This is a genomic window from Propionispira arboris (assembly GCF_900109225.1).
In the GTDB taxonomy this organism is placed as follows: Bacteria; Bacillota; Negativicutes; order Selenomonadales; family Selenomonadaceae; genus Propionispira; species Propionispira arboris.
In genome coordinates this window covers 49,499-68,848 of sequence record NZ_FNZK01000006.1, presented here as the reverse complement: position 1 = coordinate 68,848, position 19,350 = coordinate 49,499, and the positions used below count along the sequence as shown (strand labels likewise).

The window sequence follows — 19,350 nt, the reverse complement described above, 5'->3', positions numbered from 1 at the left end:
GAGATGTCATTAGATCCATATGTAGGCTGGGGCATTACAACGTTCTTGTCACAGCTGGTCAATAAAAGTTCAAATTCAAATAGTGATTCCAGTTCACCAAGTACACTCAATGTAACTGCAACAAAATTAGGTGATGTGATTCCGGCTGTTATAGGAACGGGCCTGGTAAAATCTCCGATTACAAGTTATTATGGTGATTTTAAATCTGAAATTTATACAGAAACCTATGCGGCTCATGCAAATTTTAATGCATGGCCGTTAGTTTTTACTTTGATAGCACAATATATTGCATCGCCGGCAACAACAAAAGGAAAAGGCGGCGGGACAGTTACTGGTGGTGAAGGAGGCTATGCTCATGTAGAAATTCTAGGTAAAGATATGGCGGTAGGTCCTTTGATTAATTCACTTTTCATGTGGCTGCTATCCTGGCTCATCAATGGACGGAATCTTAAAACAACCATTCAAAAAGGCTTTAAATATTATCTGGGGTATCAACAAATTCTTTGTTGGTCCAGTCCGAATGCAAAGCTCAAAAAAATATATATGAATGAAAAGCTTGCTTGGGAAGGTAGTATTAGTGCTCGTGAGCAAAATGGAGCACCGTTTATTATAAAAATCGATAATGACCAATTATTTGGCGGCCCGGACGAGGAAGGCGGCTTTGTTGGTGAAATACATGTGTATTTGGGTGGCACAAATCAAAAACCCGATCCATGGATGTCCAATCAAATGCAAGCCGATACGGTGCAGGAAGAACTGCGCGGGCTTACACCGGCTTATCGACCGTTTATATCGGTTGTAGTTCCGACGGCTTATGTTGGTAAACAGGCAACGGTACCGACGATGTGGTATGACATTGAAAATATACCGGATGCTTTGGGGTTAGGCGGGATTGACGAAGATGCAAATCCAGCAGAATTTTTTTATGAAACACATGTCAATAAAAATTGGGGCTTGGCAGAATCAGAGGAACTGTTAGATTTGGCATCACTGAAAGAAATTGGTGAAACGTTAAAAACAGAAAAGATAGGGATTACCACAAATTTAAATAGTAAACTTACGGCCGGCAGTTTGTTATCCTCTATTTGTGAACATATTAATGCTGTGAAATATATCGAGCCTAAGACAGGAAAATTAAAATATAAACTCATTCGAAATGATACCGATTTTACAGATCCAGATGGTATCTTTTTGCTAAATGAAAGCAATATTTCAACCATTTCCTTTTCCCGATTGGATTGGCGCGAAACGATATCAGAAATATCGGCTACGTACACCGATCGAGCTTCTTTATATGAAACAGGTTCCTTGTCCGATACGGATCCGGCTAATGTTGAGATAAATAATGGTATTTTGACAACAAAAACATATTCCTATCCATATTTCACAAAAGCCGAAAATGCTTTATGGGCTGCAAAACGAGAGCTTATGCAGCAGGGCTATCCTTTAGCGACTGTATCCATTGAAGGCAATCGAATGCTCTATAAACTTCGAATTGGAGATGTGTGTCGATTGGATTTTCCGGCATATGGGATCAAAAACATGCTGCTTCGCATTACAAATACGAATTCGGGAAAGTTTACAGAAGGAATCGTCAAAATAGAAGCAATGGAAGATATTTTCAGTCTGGCCAAAACAGATTTTAACTATTCCGATTCGTCTGATTGGAAACCAGAACCACTTTATCCAACGGGGGTTCAGCTCTTTCAGTATTTCGAATTGCCCTATGAAATTCGGCAAATTAAAGATACCTATGTCTTTGCGCTTGCCGTAAAACCCGATTTAAAAATGCAGTCTTGGACAGTCTGGCGAAAGCGTATGGGAGCAGCCTTTGAAACAACCAATACCATGAGCAAATGGACTGCTGCAGGGCGATTGGTGTATGACTATGCTGAATTTAGTAATGCCGAAGATTTAATCGGTATTGAAATCGTTGATTTGGGAGGAATTGAAGATTTGCGTTTCAATACAAGTGCTGATTCCTCCACAGATATTATATCCGCAAGACGTGGCGGAAAACTTGTTTTGATCGGTACGGAAATTATGGCATGGAGTAATCTTACCGAGATGCCAAATGGACATTGGCAACTTGAAGGTCTGATCCGTGGCGTATATGATACAGTTCCGGTGAACCATGGAAATGGAGAAATTCTCTATTTTATTGAATCCGGGCATTGTGCCAATGTTACGACGGGTGGTCCGGTTTGCAGCGAAGGAAACGTTGTGGCTGAAAGTTATAATATTACGGCGAATACGGTTGATAAGAAAGAAGACTTTGACGCAAGTAAAGTTAAGAATCTTACAACGGTGCGCCGCGCTGAACGACCTTCTCCACCGGGCCGAATTCGTATCAGTGGGCATTTACTTTCAGATCAGGTGCATGCAGATGATATTGCCGGCAATTTCGGTATCAAATGGGTGACACGCAACAAGCAGTTGAGTTTTGGCTGTGTAAGTCAGGCTGATGAAAAAGCATACTGGACGAATGCCGATTTTTCTATACCCGATGGACTGGAATATAAGGTCAATATATATGCGGATAGTACGCTCATAAAAGAATATACGCTGCCAGGCACACAGCTGGAATTACCGTATTCTTGGGCACAGCGGGCAATGGATGGTGGCACTCTGGCGCAAATTCAAGGAGAAACTACCATCGAGATTTATGCAAAGCGCAATGATCTATTGTCATATCAGGCGCAAAAAAGAACGTTCCATTGGATTACACCAACGATGGTGCAAGGGACTGCCGATGCGCTGACGGCAATGCAGTTTATTACGGCTTGGGCTGATTCAACAGAAATCATTGTGCCGCCAAATGCGTCCTCTGATGTACAGAAAATATCCTATGCAAGTCTTCCGGTGATTCTGCTTGGAATGCCCGCAATACAGGCTGGAGCCAATACGGTTTTGTGCTATGATGGCACATACCTGATTCCGAACGGTCAAGCTCTGCTGATTAAAAATGAAACGGAATATGATGTGGTTACGTTAGACATAGGGTTTGTTTTGAAAACGAAATTTAAAGAAGTCGGGGAAACTGTAGAAAAATATATACAGTGGAATGGTACAGAATTTGTTGACTTTAATTAAGGAGGATACACGATGGCTGAAGAGAGCACAACAAAAGAATTAGGCTTACCTTTGATTTTAAAATCAGATCTTGTAATGAAAGAAAAAATAAATGCAACCTTTCAAAAAATCGATGCAGCCGTTTTACCAAAAACGCATGCAGATACAAAAGCTCATTTTGATATGTGGCAGCCAAATAAAGATTATAAAAAACAAGACGTCGTTCGATCCTCAACTTGTCCTAGTTGGGGATTTTTTATGTGCAAAACGCCAGGGACTTCAGGAACAAGCGAACCAAGTGGCTATGGTGAAGGTGATGTTGCCACAGATGGAACTTGCACTTGGATTTTGAAACTGTTTGGCGGGGCAACGGTTATAAAGCATCAAGACCTGCAGGGGCGTAATTTACCGGATCAGCATACGATTGCAGCCATTACAGATTTGCAATCGGTGCTCGACTCCAAAGAAACACCTCAAAACAAAGGAAAAGCAGGCGGTTATCCTGAGCTAAACAACAGTGGCTATATACCAATGTCACAACTACCGCCCAATGTTAAAGAAATGCGGGTTCTAAATACCATCGTTGATCGCGATGCTATAACAGGATCTTTACTTTACGATGGATTGCAGGTCCATGTTTTAAACGCTACGGCTGATCCTACTGTTAAATCTGGATGGGCTGAATACATGTATGATGCGGCAAATTCTGTTTGGATTAAAAGAGCCGAAAAAGAAAGTATGGACATTGTACTGAATTGGATGAACCTGCAAGATATTCCAGTTGTTTTGACAGAGCTGTCAGAGAAAAATGGTGCGTTACAGTACAAGGGAAATCCTGTCTATGAAGACATAAGAAACGTGGTTTTTGTAGGCGGGGATAACGAATTAATGTATCCATGGAATGGAACCATACAAAATATTGCAGTTGTTTGTTCAGAGCCGCAGGCGACAGCTTTACAATTCAATATAGAAGTGCAAGCGAAAGCGGACTATGCAGCAAAGGCAGATAAGTGGACTCTTGCTGGCGGCAGTATTTTAACGTTTCCGGCAAATACAGCTTATCAAGAATTCACGGGACTTACGCAGAACAATTCTATTAAGGCCGGGGATGTGATTAGGGCAGCTACAGCCGGGGATGATACCGGCATTGTTTTTCATGTAACGATAAAAAATAATTAAAAAATTAGGGGGATTTTATAATGGCAGTTCCAACAAATTATGTATTCACTTCAGGGAGTTGTGCTAAATCAGCTATCTACCAGTTGATATGTGATCAATTAACAGCAGCAGGGTGGACAGATATAGCATCTCTGGCTAGTGCAGACTTTAAAGTTTTTAAATCGGCGGGCAACACCGGAGACAAAAACTTATTGTTAAATATTAGAGATACCAGCGCTGCAGCAACCAATTCAATTGTTACCACGGATTTTTGTGCAATGTCTTACAGATTACAAGATACGTATGTACCAGGTGCAACAGGTGTTGCCGGTGTGTTTGGAAGACCGACCTTAGCTTGGAGTAATTTGTATATTGCACCAGTTGCAGCGGTTGGCACAGCGTTAGGTAAAGATACGGTCGTAAATTATAAAATTTATGCAGACGCTTCAAAACTTATTTTGGAAATTGAATATCCGAATCCATCAGGTCTTGGACCAATGGTCATTTATATGGGTGAACCGGATTCTTTATTCGTGGCAGATTCTGCATCTAGAGGCGTCCTTGTAGCAGCTTCGGCACAAAATCCGGCAGGTGCATCACTTCTATCCATTTGTAATTCTTCCGATACTGTTGCAGCGGTAACAGCACCTTATAATTTAAATTCATATGCTTTACTTCCACCAGGTGATCCAAATGCAGCGAATAAATTTTCGGTTTCTTCTATATATTATGGTAGCGTAGCGGAAGGCTTTAGAGGCAAACTAGACGGAGTCAAATGTGCTTTCTACTCAGGAACCAATTTATCGACCGGGGACACCATTACAATAGGAACTGAAGTATATTACGTGGTAATCACCATGGTTCAGGTTTCAACCGCTTTCCCTAGCAGAGCCTTGTTAATTCGCATAAACTAAGGAGGTAAATCATGATATCATTTATACCAAATGTTGCAACTGCTGCCGCAGGAAGCCTGGTTTTCAAGGGAATTACCTATTCCTTCACTATCGCAGCCAGTTCTTATTATGATGCCAAATCAATGCCGTACATGGCTTTTGATTCCAACCGTGGGGCTGGACTAAGTTTTGGAGGAGCGGGGGGGAATCGTTGGGTCTCCATTATATATTCCTCCCCTATTTTGGTTAATTATATGACCATGATTTATAGAAGTTTTGCTAGTTTTAAAGTACAGGCTTGGGATGGGAGTTCTTGGATAGACATCCAAAGTAATATAACTAACGCCAATGGGGTAAAGGACACAAATTTCGAGATGGAAATGCACCTTGAAATTAATACTGCATATTTAGGATATAGATTGTATGTTTTGTCTGGGGTGTTGGATGGTTGGCCAAATATCTCCAATCTCTCGTGGGGAGTATCAGAACCACATAATTTTGGAGGAAACGAAATAATTCCGATGGAATCAGATATATTGATTCCATCTTCCCATTTGGGGAAGGCTTCCGAAGAAATTAAGTCATATTTACCAAACAAAGCTAATTTAGCTGTAGCAAATGCAGAAGAAAACAAATTCTCCGTAGTATTGCCGAAGAGCAATAAAGCTTTTCTCATAGAAGCAAATAAAGCCTTTCAAACTCCAAATAACAAATTTTCTTATGAAATTTGCAACAAAGCGGGATTATACGGTGGTTCCGGCTGTATTGGCATGGAGGCAACTCAAGAATTCGGCAAGAGATCAACAATAAGCTTGATTGGGATGGCTTTCGAGAAAGAGGAGCTTGGCAAGACAAATGTGCATGATGCTCCCGGTGTTTTCGTTGAAGACCAACCTGGCTCAATAAAAGTTGATAAGTATCTTGGCTTCTTGGAAGACACCAGAGAATCTGACTCAGTTCCCCGATTGTTGAGAAATTTCATGGGGATAGATCTAAAAGTATTAGAAGAAAATTCTTATGCGTCCAATCATTATACTTTGCTGGTAACAGCGACGCATCAATACCGGGCTGCAATTGTTAATGTCCACGCCAAAACCTATGGGAGAACAGACTTTAGAGGTTCTTATCAATTGCTTATAAACGGAACGATAGCAGTTGATTATTCAGCGGGGGAATTGGACATAACTGCCATTGACATTAATTTGTCGTCCGGTCAGTGGCTTAAGGGTGTCAACAAGTGCTGGCTTAATATCAAGCATTCCAATGGCTGTCTTGAGTACTTGGACTTCGAAGTATTTAAGGAAGAAGCCCGCCGGACAACTGCAGAAAGGTTGTTTCGAGACTATGACGGCGGTTTTGATGGTGAGTTCTGGTGTCCTCCAAAGATATTGAACGTCGGCACACCACCTTGTGCAATGGTTCCGAATTACGGAGATCATGCTGTAATAACCACTACCGATTTCACCAATATAAATCTCAAAAACATTTTGTCCATACAAAATTTAGTGGCAACTGGCAAGAGCCTTAGAATATTGGTAAGTTTCGACGGTAGATTAACTTGGTCAGCTTTTTCAGCAAACGCTTGGCACACCATAGATAAGACAAACATTGCAACGTCTGGAATGACAATGGCCGTGATAAATGCAATAACCGAAGCCCAATGGGGAGATGTAATGAACCCGGCAAATGGCACTAAAGGCAAGGCTTTGGATGTATCGGTGTATATTGGCAACGACATTTCAGATACTCTAGTATTTTATAGTATAAATCCGACTTCTTCCGCTTTTGCTAGTTTTCCAACTTATCCAACTAAGATTACTCAAATAATTTCTTCAGCATATGCAAATGCAAATGCTAGTTATTTAACTGTTTATAGTAATTTATATCCAAACGGGTATTCAATTCGAGTCGCGTGGGCTGACCATAATCCGACTAATTATTACTATAATGTTAGTCCAGGAGAAATAGTGACAGGAATTTCATTTCCTAATGGATATGGTCACACCCAAACAACAGTATACGGCAAAATGTACGATTCCTATCTAAAATCAATAAAGGTAAACATGACGGTTAATCCATTTAAGGGTTATGCCTTTATAATTTAAAAAATAAAATGAAAAGAGATGATGTGAATGACATTTTGGGAGAGTGTAATCTTTTGGGCGGTAACAGGCATGTTTTCGCTTGCATCAGCAAGATTGATGATGGAATTTAAAAAACAGGTAGCAATACGAGATGGGGTAAGAGCAATCCTAAGAGACCGTATCTTGCAAAATTATAATCATTATTGTGAGAAAGGATGGGCGCCTTTTTATGCGGTGGATAACGTAACTATTATGTATAATGCATATCATGCTTTAGATGGGAATGGAGCCATTACAGAGATATATCATAAGTTTTTACAATTACCGCAGCAAGAGCCATGAAGGGAGGTGATGTGTGGTGGGTGAAAAACTGAATACAGAAAAAATCGTCGGAATCGGGCTGGTTGCAGCGCTGATTGCGGCGATTTTTTTAGGAATGAATGAGCTGGCGATGTCCATTGCATCCGGTCTTGTCGGATATATGGGCGGTAAAGCAGAAAAGAGAGGCGGTGATATAAATGATAATCACAGTAATTAAAGGCGGTAAGCCGCTCACAGAAACAGAGCGCAATAAAATTCGGGCAATCTTTCAAGAAAGCAGTTGCCCAAATGAAAGCTTAAAAAATTCCTTCGAGGGATTTGTGAGTTTTGATGGGCATGTGCTGCATATCGATTCGCATGAGGGCGATCGGTATGCGTATCCAGAAGATTTATCAATTTAAAATAAGAGATGAAATGGGGAAATGAAAAATGACAAAAGAAGAATTAGCTAGAGAAATAGCAAAAGGGCTTGTAAATACTGGCGTTGAAGGTGGATTTAATGCGGTGTCATGCAGCACAGCCGGTGATTATCCAAGTATAGGTTGTTCGCAATGGGAAGGCGGCAGAGCAGAGTCGTTACTATCTTCGATACCAGGCGGCGATTATTATACGGGTCGAACTTATAGCGATATCGAGGCAGCTGGAGAACTTGACTCGTTGGCGCAGTTACTTGATTCACCGGAAGGCCAAGAGGCGCAAATTGCTTTACTAGCAGAAGACACTGCAACTTATGTGGATACATTGCAGGAGGTTGAAACGCTTGATGATAGTCGTTGCACGATTTATGCCGGCATTTGGTGCCCTACCAGTCATTATATAGTGTCGAGGTTTTTGCAGCGTCGGCAAGACCGTGGCTATGATCTTAGGTCGTTGGCAACAGTACGGGATTTGTTCCACGAACAGTATGCATCAGCTGCAAGTTGTGGAGAGTATGCTGTCGGATATGCAAATAGAGCAGATAATACATTTGATTATGTTACTGGATTAGATTTATCGGCATATGGTGTGCCTGTATATGAAGAAAATGCTAAGGCTGAGTAATATTGACTTTGTACAAATTATTTTAAGGGGTGGAAAAATTGAATGAACAAACTAAAACTTATATACGTATCGGTGGCTATATTCTTGCTGCCATTATTCTTATCGCCCTCGGTTGGTTTTTGTTCCGAGACGTACCAAATAACAGAGCAACAACTAATGACGTTACAGAACAACTTGATACAGCTGCAGAGCAACAACGAAAAGCTGAAGACGCTATTAAGTCAGTCCAGTCAGAACTTGACGACAGCGAGCGAACAGTCGTCAATCTTGACCAGTCAAATCGAGCTGCTCAAACAACAGCTGACCGAATCGCAGAATCAAATACAAACATTGCAAACGCAGTTAGCGACGCTCAAAGTTCAAACAGCAGCAGCGCAGCAATCCTTGCAGATAGCCAATCAAGAATTACAGAATGCGAATCAATCCTTCAAGAAATACGAGCAGGAGCAGGAAAAGCTGCAGAGTAAGCTAAAAACACAAAAAAATATCTGGGAAGCTATAGCGGCAGTATCTTTGGGGTATGTTGTAGCAAAATAAAATATTTATTAAATTTAAGCGGTAGATACTATGGAAATGTAGTGTCTACCGCTTTTTTTATTTCTATAAAGGTGTTATAATAGAACATGTGTTCGATACTAAACATAGAAATGAATACTATTTTTGGTAAAGATAAGAATGCATGCTTATGGATGACCTTATAAACAACGCTGGCCAGCATTTTGTTTATAAATAGTGTTCGAAGAGTTTTAAAAATATAAGTTGAAGGTCAAGATACAGGAAAAACAAAATGAAGGTAGAGTTTCTTAATTATATTGACCTTATGAAAAATATTAGTTTAAAAAATATACGTGAAAATAAAAAATATTTGGAGGAAATAATTATGTATCAAGTTGACACAAATACAGTATCATTATTACATTTTGATGATAGTTTTAAAGATGAAACGGGAAAAGTTTGGACGGCTAATGGTAGCTCGGCCATATCGTCAGTACAAAGTAAGTTTGGTGGAAAAAGTTTATATTTGGATGGCAGTAGTAGCTATTTAACAACCCCAAATTCTACCGATTTTAATTTTGGTTCTGGTGATTTTACAATTGATTGGTGGGAGTATAGAACAAGCTTTGATAAAACATCACGAGTTTTATCTGTTATGCAAGGAAAATATCCACCTTTTGTTGTCGGACAAGCATCGCTCGATGGGGGACCAAACTATGTATGCTTGACATCAAATGGCTCTTCTTGGGATATATTAAATGGATTTAATCTTGGTACACAAAATTTAAATCAATTAAACCATTATGCTATAGTAAGAAATGGTAATACGTTTTACGGGTTTAAAAACGGGGTTTTAACTTCTACTGCGACAAGTCCATTATCAATATTAGCTCCATCAGCAAATATAACAATTGGATATGATGTGGCTGATAACTCTTTCTTCCCAGGTTATATTGATGAATTTAGAATTTCTAATATTGCTCGGTGGACAGAAAACTTTGATCCTGTGCCCATTAAAACTAATAATTTATTACGGATTACGCTGAATGATTCCAGCGAACGTGAATATCAATGTTCTGATGATGAAATTACTAGTTTTGTTACATGGTGTAATCGAACAGTTGACACAGGCACGGCATATTATGTGTTTGACAAGATTATTGGTGAGCAGACAAGCAAAGAATATTTATTTTTTGAAAAAATTATCAGCTTTGAAGTATTAACAGTAGGTAAATAAAAATATTTGGAGGAATGGAAAATGGCAACAGTAGGAGACATATTAACAGCGCCTGAAGCCGGGTGGAAAAGATATAAGTGTTCTGACTCGAGATTTACTTATACAGATGGTACATGGATTCTAGATAGTAACTATGATATTATTTGGGCAATAGATGGCAAAATTAAATTTAAATTTGTAGGAACTAAATTAAGAATTTTAATCCAGGGACATCCGAATCATAGTGGTTCAGTTGATGTTTATATTGATGGAACAAAGACAGTGAACTTCTCAGAAAAAACAAGTTCAGACAGAACATCATATATTTTAGCATGTGATATACAAAATTTAAGTAATAAGGAACATTATGTTGTTATTGAAGATATGGATAGTACGGCAAATTATACTTTTCAAGCAATTGATATTGATGAAACAGGTGATATTTTACCACATGATATAACTGATGATAAAAAACTTTTACGTGTTACCTTAATCGATTCAAGTGATCATGATTACCAGCTTTCATCAGATGAAATATCAGCATTTGTGAAATGGTACAACGGCCATGCCAATACGGATACACATGCTTACGGCCTTGGTAAAAAAATTGGTACACAGGCGAGTACGGAATATGTGGCTTTCGAAAAAATCATCAGTTTTGAAGTCATTTAAAAGTAAATAACTTTAGCAAACGGGACTATTTCTAATTGGAGGTAGTCCTGTTTATTTGTATAAAAAAATCCCGCATACTGTTAGCTATGCACCAAAAGATATACAGGATTGAGATAAAGCCCCGAATTCAAGGAATAGAAATGTTCTAAGGATCCGGGGCTTTTTTATTTTGCCGTAAAAATTTATATACTTAATAGGATGCAAATATATAAATTTCGACATTGAAATCGTTAATTCATCAATTAATTTGGAACGTCTAAAACTAAATGATGCCATTTCGGTAAATGCCTCGTAACTAACAAAAAGCCTTATGAACCATTTAAATAAAGGCTTCTCAGTTCTCGAAACGTTAATATTAATGAATTTAAAAGCCCCAAGAACCCAGTGTTCTTGGGGCTTTTTTGTTTTATAAAAAATATGATTTTTACATATGTTTTTCTAAAAATGGACCATAATCACGATCCGTATCACAAATATGTTTAAGTAACCAATCACGAAGAACCGTAAGCAACTGATTGGCAGGCAAGAGGTTTTTATCATATAAGCATTTGTATTCCATTACTTTCACTTTGAAATCATCATGTATTTTTTTGTGCTTTTCATAATTAGGATAGTTGTATTTGGCCATTAACGTTTCTTCATGAGAAAAATGAGTGTTTACATATTTGGTTAGACTTAGAAGTAATTCTTCCATTGTATCTTTTCCACGACCTTCTTTCATTGCAGCATGAAGATTATTTATCATAGTAACCAATTTCTTGTGTTCTTCATCGAATTTAGGGATGCCAACACTAAATTCATCATTCCATGTAATAATAGCCATAATTGAATCCCCCTAAAGTATATTGTGAATCATTTTAGAGAAAAATTCGACAAATTAAATACAAGTCCTGCAATTTTAATGATTTGTTTCTACAGCTTTGTTCGAAAGTATAAGTCAAATGAATGCTGGCAGGATTTATATTTATTTTGGCGAACATTTAAAAACAAAGTGATTAAACAAAGGAGCATAAGTGTGATGGATCAGGATATTTGTTTTGGAAACATAGTTGTAGATTGCAATGATGAACAAAAGTTGTGCCGATTTTATAAACAACTGCTTGGGTGGGAAAAACGTGAAATGTATGGACATCCAGCAGTGCGAAACGAAAATGGATTGGTGTTTTTATTTATAGAGGACGAAGAATATGTTTCGCCTATTTGGCCTGACCAATTAAATAAGCAACAAAAACAAATGCATTTTGATTTTCAAGTCGAGGATGTAGCTGTTGCAGTTCAAAAAGCAGAAACATTAGGGGCTGTTAAAGCAAAATCGCAGTTTGGTGGAGACCATTTTGTAACGATGCTGGATCCTGCTGGGCATCCATTTTGTTTTTGTGCTAAAGAATGATTTATATGGAATAAAAAGCACCTTTCGGGGTGCTTTTATTTTAATCCATACGTATATTATATGTTTTGGGAGTGATAAATAGAATTATCAAATAGAGTTTTCTTCCGGATAGGGGTCACAACATTTCATATACTGATAAAATAGTGCCAAATATTCTGTTTTTATAGAGGTATTTATATTCAAATAGAGAAATATATTTATAGAATTAAGTAATAAAAACAAGTAGGAGGAATACGAAATGAGCTGGTTTAGTAATTTAAAAGTAAGTCAGAAGTTGTATGTCTTGATTACTGTTTTTAGTGTGGCAATTATTGTTATTGGAGGACTAGGGTATGTTAATTTAAAACAGAGCAGTAATAACATGGAGGTTTTGTATAAAATCAACGTTGAAAAGTCCAATTTAGCGTATGAAAGTCGTTTGGATATCAGGCGGATACAGGCTGATATTTTTGCTTTACTTCTTACAACGGATGAGCGTGAAAATATGCGATTAACCGGTGAAATTAAGGACTTAAGAGCAGGAATTGATAAAAATAATGATGCCTATGCAAAACTTTCCTTAGATGAAAATGAAAAAGCGGGATTGGAAGGGTTTAAAGGTCTGCTGGCTAAATTCGATGGGGCAAGTGGAGCGGTAATAGATTTAGCTGTGAAAAATAAAAATCAAGAAGCGTATCAGATTTTTCGAACACAGATGGAAGGAATCTCCAATGATGTTGCAAAAAATTTAATTTCTATATCAGAAAGTAGTCATAAAAAAGCGGATGAAATGAGTATGCAAGCCAAAGAAGATTTAGAAAAATCAACGATGCTTGCTTTGGTGATTACATTGATTGCGTTAATTTTAGGTATCGGGATAGGATTACTTATTATTCGCCAGATTAATGCACGATTACAAGAATCTGTGGCATTTTTAGGACAGGTAGCAACCGGGAATTTTTCGAATGATGTTGATGCTCATCGTTTGCTGGATAAAAGTGAATTTGGTGTTTTATCCAAATCTATGAATCAGATGAATCAAAATATTCGCTCGTTAATAAAACAATTACTTAATACTTCGGAGCAGGTAGCGGCAGCTTCGGAGCAATTAACGGCAAGTGCAGAACAGTCGGCACAAGCGTCACAGCAGATAGCTGTCTCTATTACCGAAGTCGCAGCTGGTGCGAATCGAGAATTAGAAATTGCGGTAGCAACAAATCATATTGTGGAAGAAATGGCAAAGGGTATCCATCAGGTTACGCAAAATACAACTGGCGTTGCGAAAACGGCGGAGTCAACGACTACATCTGCTTATGAAGGGGGAAAAGCTATTGAAAAAACAATAGCGCAGATGGGGGCAATTAATAAACGGACAGAGGATACGGCGGATGTCATTGATGAGTTAGAAGCAAAATCAAAAGACATTAATACAATGGTAACATTGATTTCAAATATTGCCGATCAAACCAACCTGCTTGCCTTAAATGCTGCGATCGAAGCAGCAAGAGCAGGTGAACATGGCAGAGGATTCGCCGTTGTGGCAGAAGAAGTTCGAAAATTATCGGAACAGTCTGCAAGCGCATCAAAGGATATTCAAGTTCTTATAAAGGATGTGCAGACAAGAACACAAACAGCGGTTACTTTTATGAAAGAAAGTAAAAGAGAAGTTGCAAGCGGTGCGGAACTTGTTGATATTGCAGGAAGAACATTTAATGAAATTGTTATGATGATTAAGGGGATTACCGAAGAAATTACTAGTATTTCAGCTGCTGCTGAAGAACTCAGTGCGGGAACAGAGGATGTTGTAAAGTCGGCGGAAAATATTAAAGAACAAAGCAGTAAAATCTCCGAAGAAACAGAAACGGTTTCCGCGGCCACGGAAGAACAATCAGCATCCATGCAAGAAATTGCTGCGGCAAGCACTCACTTATCGAAATTGGCAGCCGATCTCCAAAATGAAATTCAAAAATTTACAATTTAATATATAGGGCATCATTTTCTTTCTCCGTAAGACCACTCAACTCTATACCCAATTTCTGATGATTGCCATATAGAATATTTAATGCAACTTATATAGAGAAAAAGCACTCGCAAGAGAGTGCTTTTTTTGCTAATATTTATCGAGCTATTATAAGTTGTATTACCATTTTATGATGATTCCACCGTGTGTTAATCCGGCACCAAAGCCGTACAGAAGTAAAACATCCCCTTTTTTGACTTTTAAATTTTGCTGACCTAACCAAATAGCTAATGGAATGGATGCGGAAGATGTATTGCCATAAAAATCATTACTGATTAAAGTCTTTTCGAAGGGGAAATTCAGTTTTGTGCACATACTTTTTATCATACGCAAATTGGCACTGTGGGGGATGAACCAATCAATTTGCTGGAGTAACATATCATTTTTATCTAATAAAGTTTGAACGCCAGTAGGAATATTTTTAATTACATATTCATATAAGAGAGGTCCTTCTTGCTGGAAAATATGTTCTTTTTCAAAAGGTTTATCATTTACCGTTGGCGCTAAATTGCTACAGGCGACAAGCGGGGCTAAATTTCCATCTGATGTAAAATAAGATTGTAGAATTTTCTGATGCGATGAATTTTTTTCCATTAGTACAGCAACAGCCGCATCACCAAATAGGATACAGCTGCCACGTTCGGTATAGTCGAGAATTTTTGATGTTGTTTCAGCGGCAATTAATAGTATTTTTTTGCTATGCCCAGCGGTTAACAAAGAATCAGCTACACACAGACCATACGTAAACCCGGTACAAGCAGCGTTTAAATCCATTGTGCCAGCATTTTTAATTGCAAAGTGTCCTTGGACAAGGGCGGCAACACTAGGCGTCAGGTGATCAGCAGTGAAAGTCGTTACAATAACCATGTCGACATCATCGATTGATAGCACGGGATTGCTTAAAAGATTTTTGACTGCTTTAATTGCGAGATCACTCGAAAATTCATTTTCAGCAGCAATATGTCGTTCTTGTACACCAGTACGTTGAAGAATCCATTCGTTCGATGTATCAATCATGTTTTCAAGATCACCATTGGTTAAAATTTTTTGGGGAACATAAGCACCGATACCTGTTATATTTGTATACATTTAAATACCTTCTTCATAGATTATTAAATATTAGTACCTAGTACTAATGATTGGCTAATTTATTTTAACACTGGATAGTCTATAATACAATGTTAAAATTGTGAATTAAAGAATTTTAATTTATGTAGATATTCTATGTTAAAAAGTGTTATAATATAATTATATGAGTTAAAGAATTTTAATTTTTATAATTCTAAAATTATAAGGTGGCGTTTAGTATGAATCATTTCGCGAAGAAAATAACTTTATTGACACTGATAAGCGTAATTCAATTAGGATTTGCTGTCGGCTTTACAGAGGCTTCTCCTTTGCACACGAATAATGACTCCTCTGCACAAGTTCAATTTTATGAAGGTCCTGGTGATCCTGGCCCTGGTAATCCAAATGAACTACGGCATGAACCACCACGGCATGAACCGCAGCGACCTCCACAACCACCAAAATCTCACCACCACTGGTGGGATCTTTAATACTTCAAAAAAGATATAGTAATTATTTTATCTAAAGCGCTAGGGAGTTATAAGACGCTTTTCGTGTCTTAATTAAAGGGATTTTTACACATTTAAACAAGGAGGCTATTTTCATGAGTATTTTATCCAAAAAAGGTATAATTGGGTTAGCGACAGGTGTTGCTCTTTTTGCAGGAACAATGAGTCCATTCGTTGCACAAGCATCTCCACCGAATGATGGTGAAGATGGAGTCAGACCTCCAATGATGGATCAACATCAAATATCACCAGATAAAGTGGCCCAAAACTTGTCGGATACATTTGGCATTGCTAAAGATGATATTTTAGATTATGTAAATGAAGGCGTTGGTGAAAGAGCTTTGTCGACAGGTTGCTTTTTGGCGAAAGCCAGTGATAAATCTTTAAAAGCTGTTATGAGTATCAAAATGAAAAAAGCAAGTTGGCGCGATGTTGGTCAGTCTTTAGGTCTTACGAAAGAAAAAATGGAATCTACTGGCAATGAAATTGCCGCAAATCGACTTGAAAGCAAATTAAAGATTGCCAAACAAACGGGATTAGGACTTCTGCAAGATGGATATCAACCGAATGATATTGCGCTTGCCAATGAATTAGCAGGAAATAGTAAAAAATCAATTCAGGATGTTTTAGCTATGAAAAAAATGAATAATACATGGGAAGATGTAGCAGATTCTTTAAATATTGATGAAAGTACGTTTAGAAATGATATAAAAATCATTCGTGATGCTTTTTCGAATGCAGGAGAATTTCCTGGACAACATAATTCCTTTTCACTGTAAAATAAGCTTGTTAAACAATAAAAGCCGTGTACTCAATTGTATACGGCTTTTCTGTTGCAAGTTGTATCGATAGCCACGTGATTATATTTGGTATTTTTCAATAAGTTGGCTTTCTATTTTTTTGTAGACAGTGACGAGGGTTGTCTTTCGTGTTAGAATATAAAGATACATTATTTGAAAAAAAAGGCGGAGCTTATGGATTTTATTATTCGACAATGTACGAAAGATGATGCAGTAGTTTTGCAGGAAATTTCCCGGCAAACCTATCGCGATACGTTTTCTACTGCAAGTACAGTGGCAGATATGGAAGACTATCTACAAAAAGCCTATGATCTTGTGAAGTTAAAGAAAGAAATTTTAAATAAGAATACTTTCTTTTATTTTATTATTACAGGTCGAACAGTCGTCGGCTATTTAAAATTAAATATTGGGGCAGCACAAACGGATATAAAAGATGATTTTTCTTTAGAAATCGAAAGAATCTATGTTCGCAAAGAGGCACATGGTCAAAAATTCGGTGCAGTTTTAATGAATAAAGCAATTGAAATGGCAAAAGTATATCAAAAACAGTATATTTGGCTTGGTGTTTGGGAAAACAATCAAAGAGCTTTTAACTTTTATCAAAAAAATAGGTTTTATAAAATTGGTGAGCATGAGTTTGTTATGGGGAAGGCATCACAAGTTGACTGGCTTTTGCGTAAGGATTTATGTTGATGTTTAATTTTATCAAAAAAGGAGAGTTTTATTATGGAAAAAAAACTTCATTATCGCTTAATTACAGGAAAAGATGATGCATCTTTTTGCGAAAGAATTTCGGCATTATTAGAGAATGGTTATGAAATTTGTGGATCACCAGCACTTACTTTTAATGGAAACGATGTGATTGCCGCACAAGCCGTAATTTTAAAAAATGATCCTGATTTCTAGGTTGATGCTGTCTTTAAATGCTTGATTTTTAAAATTGACAACTTAAAATAAAAACAGTCCTATAGATAAAAATATGGGACTGTTTTATTTGTTTTTAGCTAAAATATCATTTGAAATGACGATTTTCCCGCTTTTTTTTGTAAGTATCACTAAGGGATTTGTTTAAGGCGGTCTTTTGAAATGTAAGATAATCACTTAAAAAAATACTATTTTTACTTATAAAGATTTATTTAATAAAAAAAGTTTAAAAAATCTGTTAAATATCAAAAAGAAAACGTTTTCGAACGATGCCAGAGGCTTGCTATTATCATTGTTTATAGTAAAATGGGCAATATGTTTAATATTTCTTCTTACTAATTGAAAGGTGGTTTCTATGGTACATACGAGAAAAACTGCTGTGGCGATTGTTTGCGGCGGCGGTCCGGCTCCAGGAATGAATAGTGTTATTAGTGCGGTAACGATGGAGGCACAACGACGTGGCTGGGATGTTTATGGAATCTATGATGGTTTTTCTCATTTGGCAAAAGGTGAAAAGCAGTATATCAAACTGAATTACGATTTAGTAAGCCGTATTCATTTGACGGGTGGCTGTATACTTCATATGTCACGTTTCAATCCGACCAAGCGGCAGGCGGATTTGCAAATGGTTGTTGATACGTTAAATGAAATAGGTGTGACCTATCTTGTTACAATCGGGGGTGACGATACGGCTTTTAGTGCGTCTAGTGTTGCAGAATATGCAAAACAATGTGGACGCTCACTTTGCGTAGTCCATGTGCCAAAAACGATTGATAATGATTTGCCGCTGCCGGCGGGAATGCCAACCTTTGGCTTTGAAACAGCCAGGGCAGTAGGGACTATGCTGCTTGAAAACTTAATGGAAGATGCCCGGACGACGAATAATCGTTGGTATTTTGCGGTCACGATGGGGCGGACGGCAGGGCATTTAGCATTGGGAATGGGAAAATCTGCTGGTGCGATTATCACATTAATTCCCGAAGAATTTACGAGTGTGACGATTCGTCTGCAGCAGATTGTAGATCTTCTGACTTGTTCAATCGTTAAACGTTATTTGACCGGGCGTAATTATGGTGTTGCAGTTATTGCTGAGGGCGTTATCGAAAAAATTGCACCAGAGGATTTTCATAAATTGGGGGATGCTTGTCTGGATGAGCATGGGCATCTGCGGTATGCTGAATTGAATTTTGGAGAAGTCTTGAAAAAAGCAGTGATGAAAGAACTCAAAAAAATACAGATTCAGTTGACTATTGTCGATGAAAAGATCGGCTATGCATTGCGCTGTGCGCCGCCGATTTCATACGATATTGATTATACAAGATCACTCGGTTATGCAGCAGTGCGTTTTCTTGATGAAGATGGCTGTTCGGCGATGATTACCATGCAGCACAATGAAGCAGTGCCAATGCCATTTTCCGAGCTGCGTGATGAAAAATTGGGGCGGACGAAAGTACGCCGTGTTGATATTGAATCGACGCATTATCAGTTAGCGAAAGATTTTATGATCCGTTTGCTGCCAGATGATCTGGATGATGTGAAACTGGCAAATATGTTTGATTTATCGCCACAGGCTTTTAAAGATCGTTATCAATATTTATTTTTATAAGGAAGAACTTTAAACTTTACCGACAATTTGTCTAACCTATCCAAAAAGTCGTTTATTTCACTTGTGGGATGAACGACTTTTTTAGAATAACAAGCAGGAAAA

At 37.9% G+C, this 19,350-nt stretch carries 20 protein-coding genes; 18 read left to right on the top strand and 2 right to left on the bottom strand.

Going from position 1 to position 19,350, the window contains the following annotated elements; translation table 11 throughout:
• The first annotated feature begins 3 nt into the window (after positions 1 to 3).
• From BMY14_RS07530 to BMY14_RS07480, 11 genes are all read left to right on the top strand, one after another.
• A complete protein-coding gene (locus BMY14_RS07530; protein ID WP_091830631.1) occupies positions 4 to 3,093 on the top strand; it encodes a GTA baseplate fiber-binding domain-containing protein in 3,090 nt (1,029 codons plus the stop codon).
• A 12-nt stretch (positions 3,094 to 3,105) separates the two neighbouring features.
• The gene (locus tag BMY14_RS07525; protein ID WP_091830629.1) at positions 3,106 to 4,251 is read left to right on the top strand and encodes a hypothetical protein; all 1,146 of its coding nucleotides are present in this window, start codon (positions 3,106 to 3,108) and stop codon (positions 4,249 to 4,251) included.
• 20 nt (positions 4,252 to 4,271) lie between these two features.
• Positions 4,272 to 5,144: a hypothetical protein gene (locus BMY14_RS07520; RefSeq protein WP_091830627.1), complete on the top strand. Its 873-nt coding sequence runs from the start codon at positions 4,272 to 4,274 to the stop codon at positions 5,142 to 5,144.
• Between the two features lie 11 nt (positions 5,145 to 5,155).
• Positions 5,156 to 7,228, top strand: a complete 2,073-nt coding sequence (locus tag BMY14_RS07515) for a hypothetical protein (protein WP_091830625.1) — start codon at positions 5,156 to 5,158, stop codon at positions 7,226 to 7,228.
• A gap of 27 nt (positions 7,229 to 7,255) precedes the next feature.
• Positions 7,256 to 7,549: a hypothetical protein gene (locus tag BMY14_RS07510; RefSeq protein ID WP_091830623.1), complete on the top strand. Its 294-nt coding sequence runs from the start codon at positions 7,256 to 7,258 to the stop codon at positions 7,547 to 7,549.
• 13 nt (positions 7,550 to 7,562) lie between these two features.
• Complete coding sequence (locus tag BMY14_RS07505) at positions 7,563 to 7,745, top strand: hypothetical protein (protein ID WP_218144886.1); 183 nt, start codon at positions 7,563 to 7,565, stop codon at positions 7,743 to 7,745.
• Entirely contained in the window at positions 7,726 to 7,929 is a 204-nt protein-coding gene (locus BMY14_RS07500) for a hypothetical protein (protein ID WP_091830619.1), read from the top strand. The genes BMY14_RS07505 and BMY14_RS07500 overlap by 20 nt, the downstream gene beginning before the upstream one ends.
• A gap of 28 nt (positions 7,930 to 7,957) precedes the next feature.
• Positions 7,958 to 8,569 (top strand): hypothetical protein, encoded by a 612-nt coding sequence (locus BMY14_RS07495; RefSeq protein ID WP_091830617.1) that lies wholly within the window; start codon positions 7,958 to 7,960, stop codon positions 8,567 to 8,569.
• 38 nt (positions 8,570 to 8,607) lie between these two features.
• Positions 8,608 to 9,036, top strand: a complete 429-nt coding sequence (locus tag BMY14_RS07490) for a hypothetical protein (protein ID WP_091830615.1) — start codon at positions 8,608 to 8,610, stop codon at positions 9,034 to 9,036.
• A gap of 353 nt (positions 9,037 to 9,389) precedes the next feature.
• Positions 9,390 to 10,301 carry a LamG domain-containing protein gene (locus BMY14_RS07485; RefSeq protein WP_177177514.1) on the top strand — a complete coding sequence of 304 codons (912 nt, stop codon included), beginning with the start codon at positions 9,390 to 9,392 and terminating at the stop codon, positions 10,299 to 10,301.
• A 21-nt stretch (positions 10,302 to 10,322) separates the two neighbouring features.
• Positions 10,323 to 10,952: a hypothetical protein gene (locus tag BMY14_RS07480; protein WP_091830611.1), complete on the top strand. Its 630-nt coding sequence runs from the start codon at positions 10,323 to 10,325 to the stop codon at positions 10,950 to 10,952.
• Between the two features lie 424 nt (positions 10,953 to 11,376).
• On the opposite strand, the gene BMY14_RS07475 is transcribed toward BMY14_RS07480, so the two are convergent.
• Entirely contained in the window at positions 11,377 to 11,775 is a 399-nt protein-coding gene (locus BMY14_RS07475; RefSeq protein WP_091830610.1) for a bacteriohemerythrin, read from the bottom strand.
• Between the two features lie 195 nt (positions 11,776 to 11,970).
• On the opposite strand from BMY14_RS07475, the gene BMY14_RS07470 reads away from it, so the two are divergent.
• Together BMY14_RS07470 and BMY14_RS07465 are read left to right on the top strand one after the other, a co-directional pair.
• Entirely contained in the window at positions 11,971 to 12,342 is a 372-nt protein-coding gene (locus tag BMY14_RS07470; protein ID WP_091830608.1) for a VOC family protein, read from the top strand.
• Between the two features lie 238 nt (positions 12,343 to 12,580).
• Positions 12,581 to 14,302, top strand: a complete 1,722-nt coding sequence (locus tag BMY14_RS07465) for a methyl-accepting chemotaxis protein (RefSeq protein WP_091830607.1) — start codon at positions 12,581 to 12,583, stop codon at positions 14,300 to 14,302.
• 159 nt (positions 14,303 to 14,461) lie between these two features.
• On the opposite strand, the gene BMY14_RS07460 is transcribed toward BMY14_RS07465, so the two are convergent.
• Positions 14,462 to 15,430: a ketoacyl-ACP synthase III gene (locus tag BMY14_RS07460; RefSeq protein WP_091830605.1), complete on the bottom strand. Its 969-nt coding sequence runs from the start codon at positions 15,428 to 15,430 to the stop codon at positions 14,462 to 14,464.
• A 218-nt stretch (positions 15,431 to 15,648) separates the two neighbouring features.
• Here BMY14_RS07460 and BMY14_RS07455 point away from each other — a divergent pair, with 218 nt between their 5' ends.
• The 5 genes from BMY14_RS07455 to pfp all read left to right on the top strand — a co-directional run bounded on the left by BMY14_RS07455 (position 15,649) and on the right by pfp (position 19,248).
• Positions 15,649 to 15,900, top strand: a complete 252-nt coding sequence (locus BMY14_RS07455; protein ID WP_019554446.1) for a hypothetical protein — start codon at positions 15,649 to 15,651, stop codon at positions 15,898 to 15,900.
• A gap of 113 nt (positions 15,901 to 16,013) precedes the next feature.
• Complete coding sequence (locus BMY14_RS07450) at positions 16,014 to 16,697, top strand: hypothetical protein (RefSeq protein WP_091830603.1); 684 nt, start codon at positions 16,014 to 16,016, stop codon at positions 16,695 to 16,697.
• Between the two features lie 195 nt (positions 16,698 to 16,892).
• A complete protein-coding gene (locus BMY14_RS07445; protein ID WP_091830601.1) occupies positions 16,893 to 17,411 on the top strand; it encodes a GNAT family N-acetyltransferase in 519 nt (172 codons plus the stop codon).
• Positions 17,412 to 17,444: 33 nt separating this feature from the next.
• On the top strand, positions 17,445 to 17,624 hold the full coding sequence (locus BMY14_RS07440; RefSeq protein ID WP_091830599.1) for a DUF1737 domain-containing protein: 180 nt from the start codon (positions 17,445 to 17,447) through the stop codon (positions 17,622 to 17,624).
• A 373-nt stretch (positions 17,625 to 17,997) separates the two neighbouring features.
• Positions 17,998 to 19,248: a diphosphate--fructose-6-phosphate 1-phosphotransferase gene (gene pfp / locus BMY14_RS07435; protein ID WP_091830597.1), complete on the top strand. Its 1,251-nt coding sequence runs from the start codon at positions 17,998 to 18,000 to the stop codon at positions 19,246 to 19,248.
• The last annotated feature ends 102 nt before the right edge of the window (positions 19,249 to 19,350 follow it).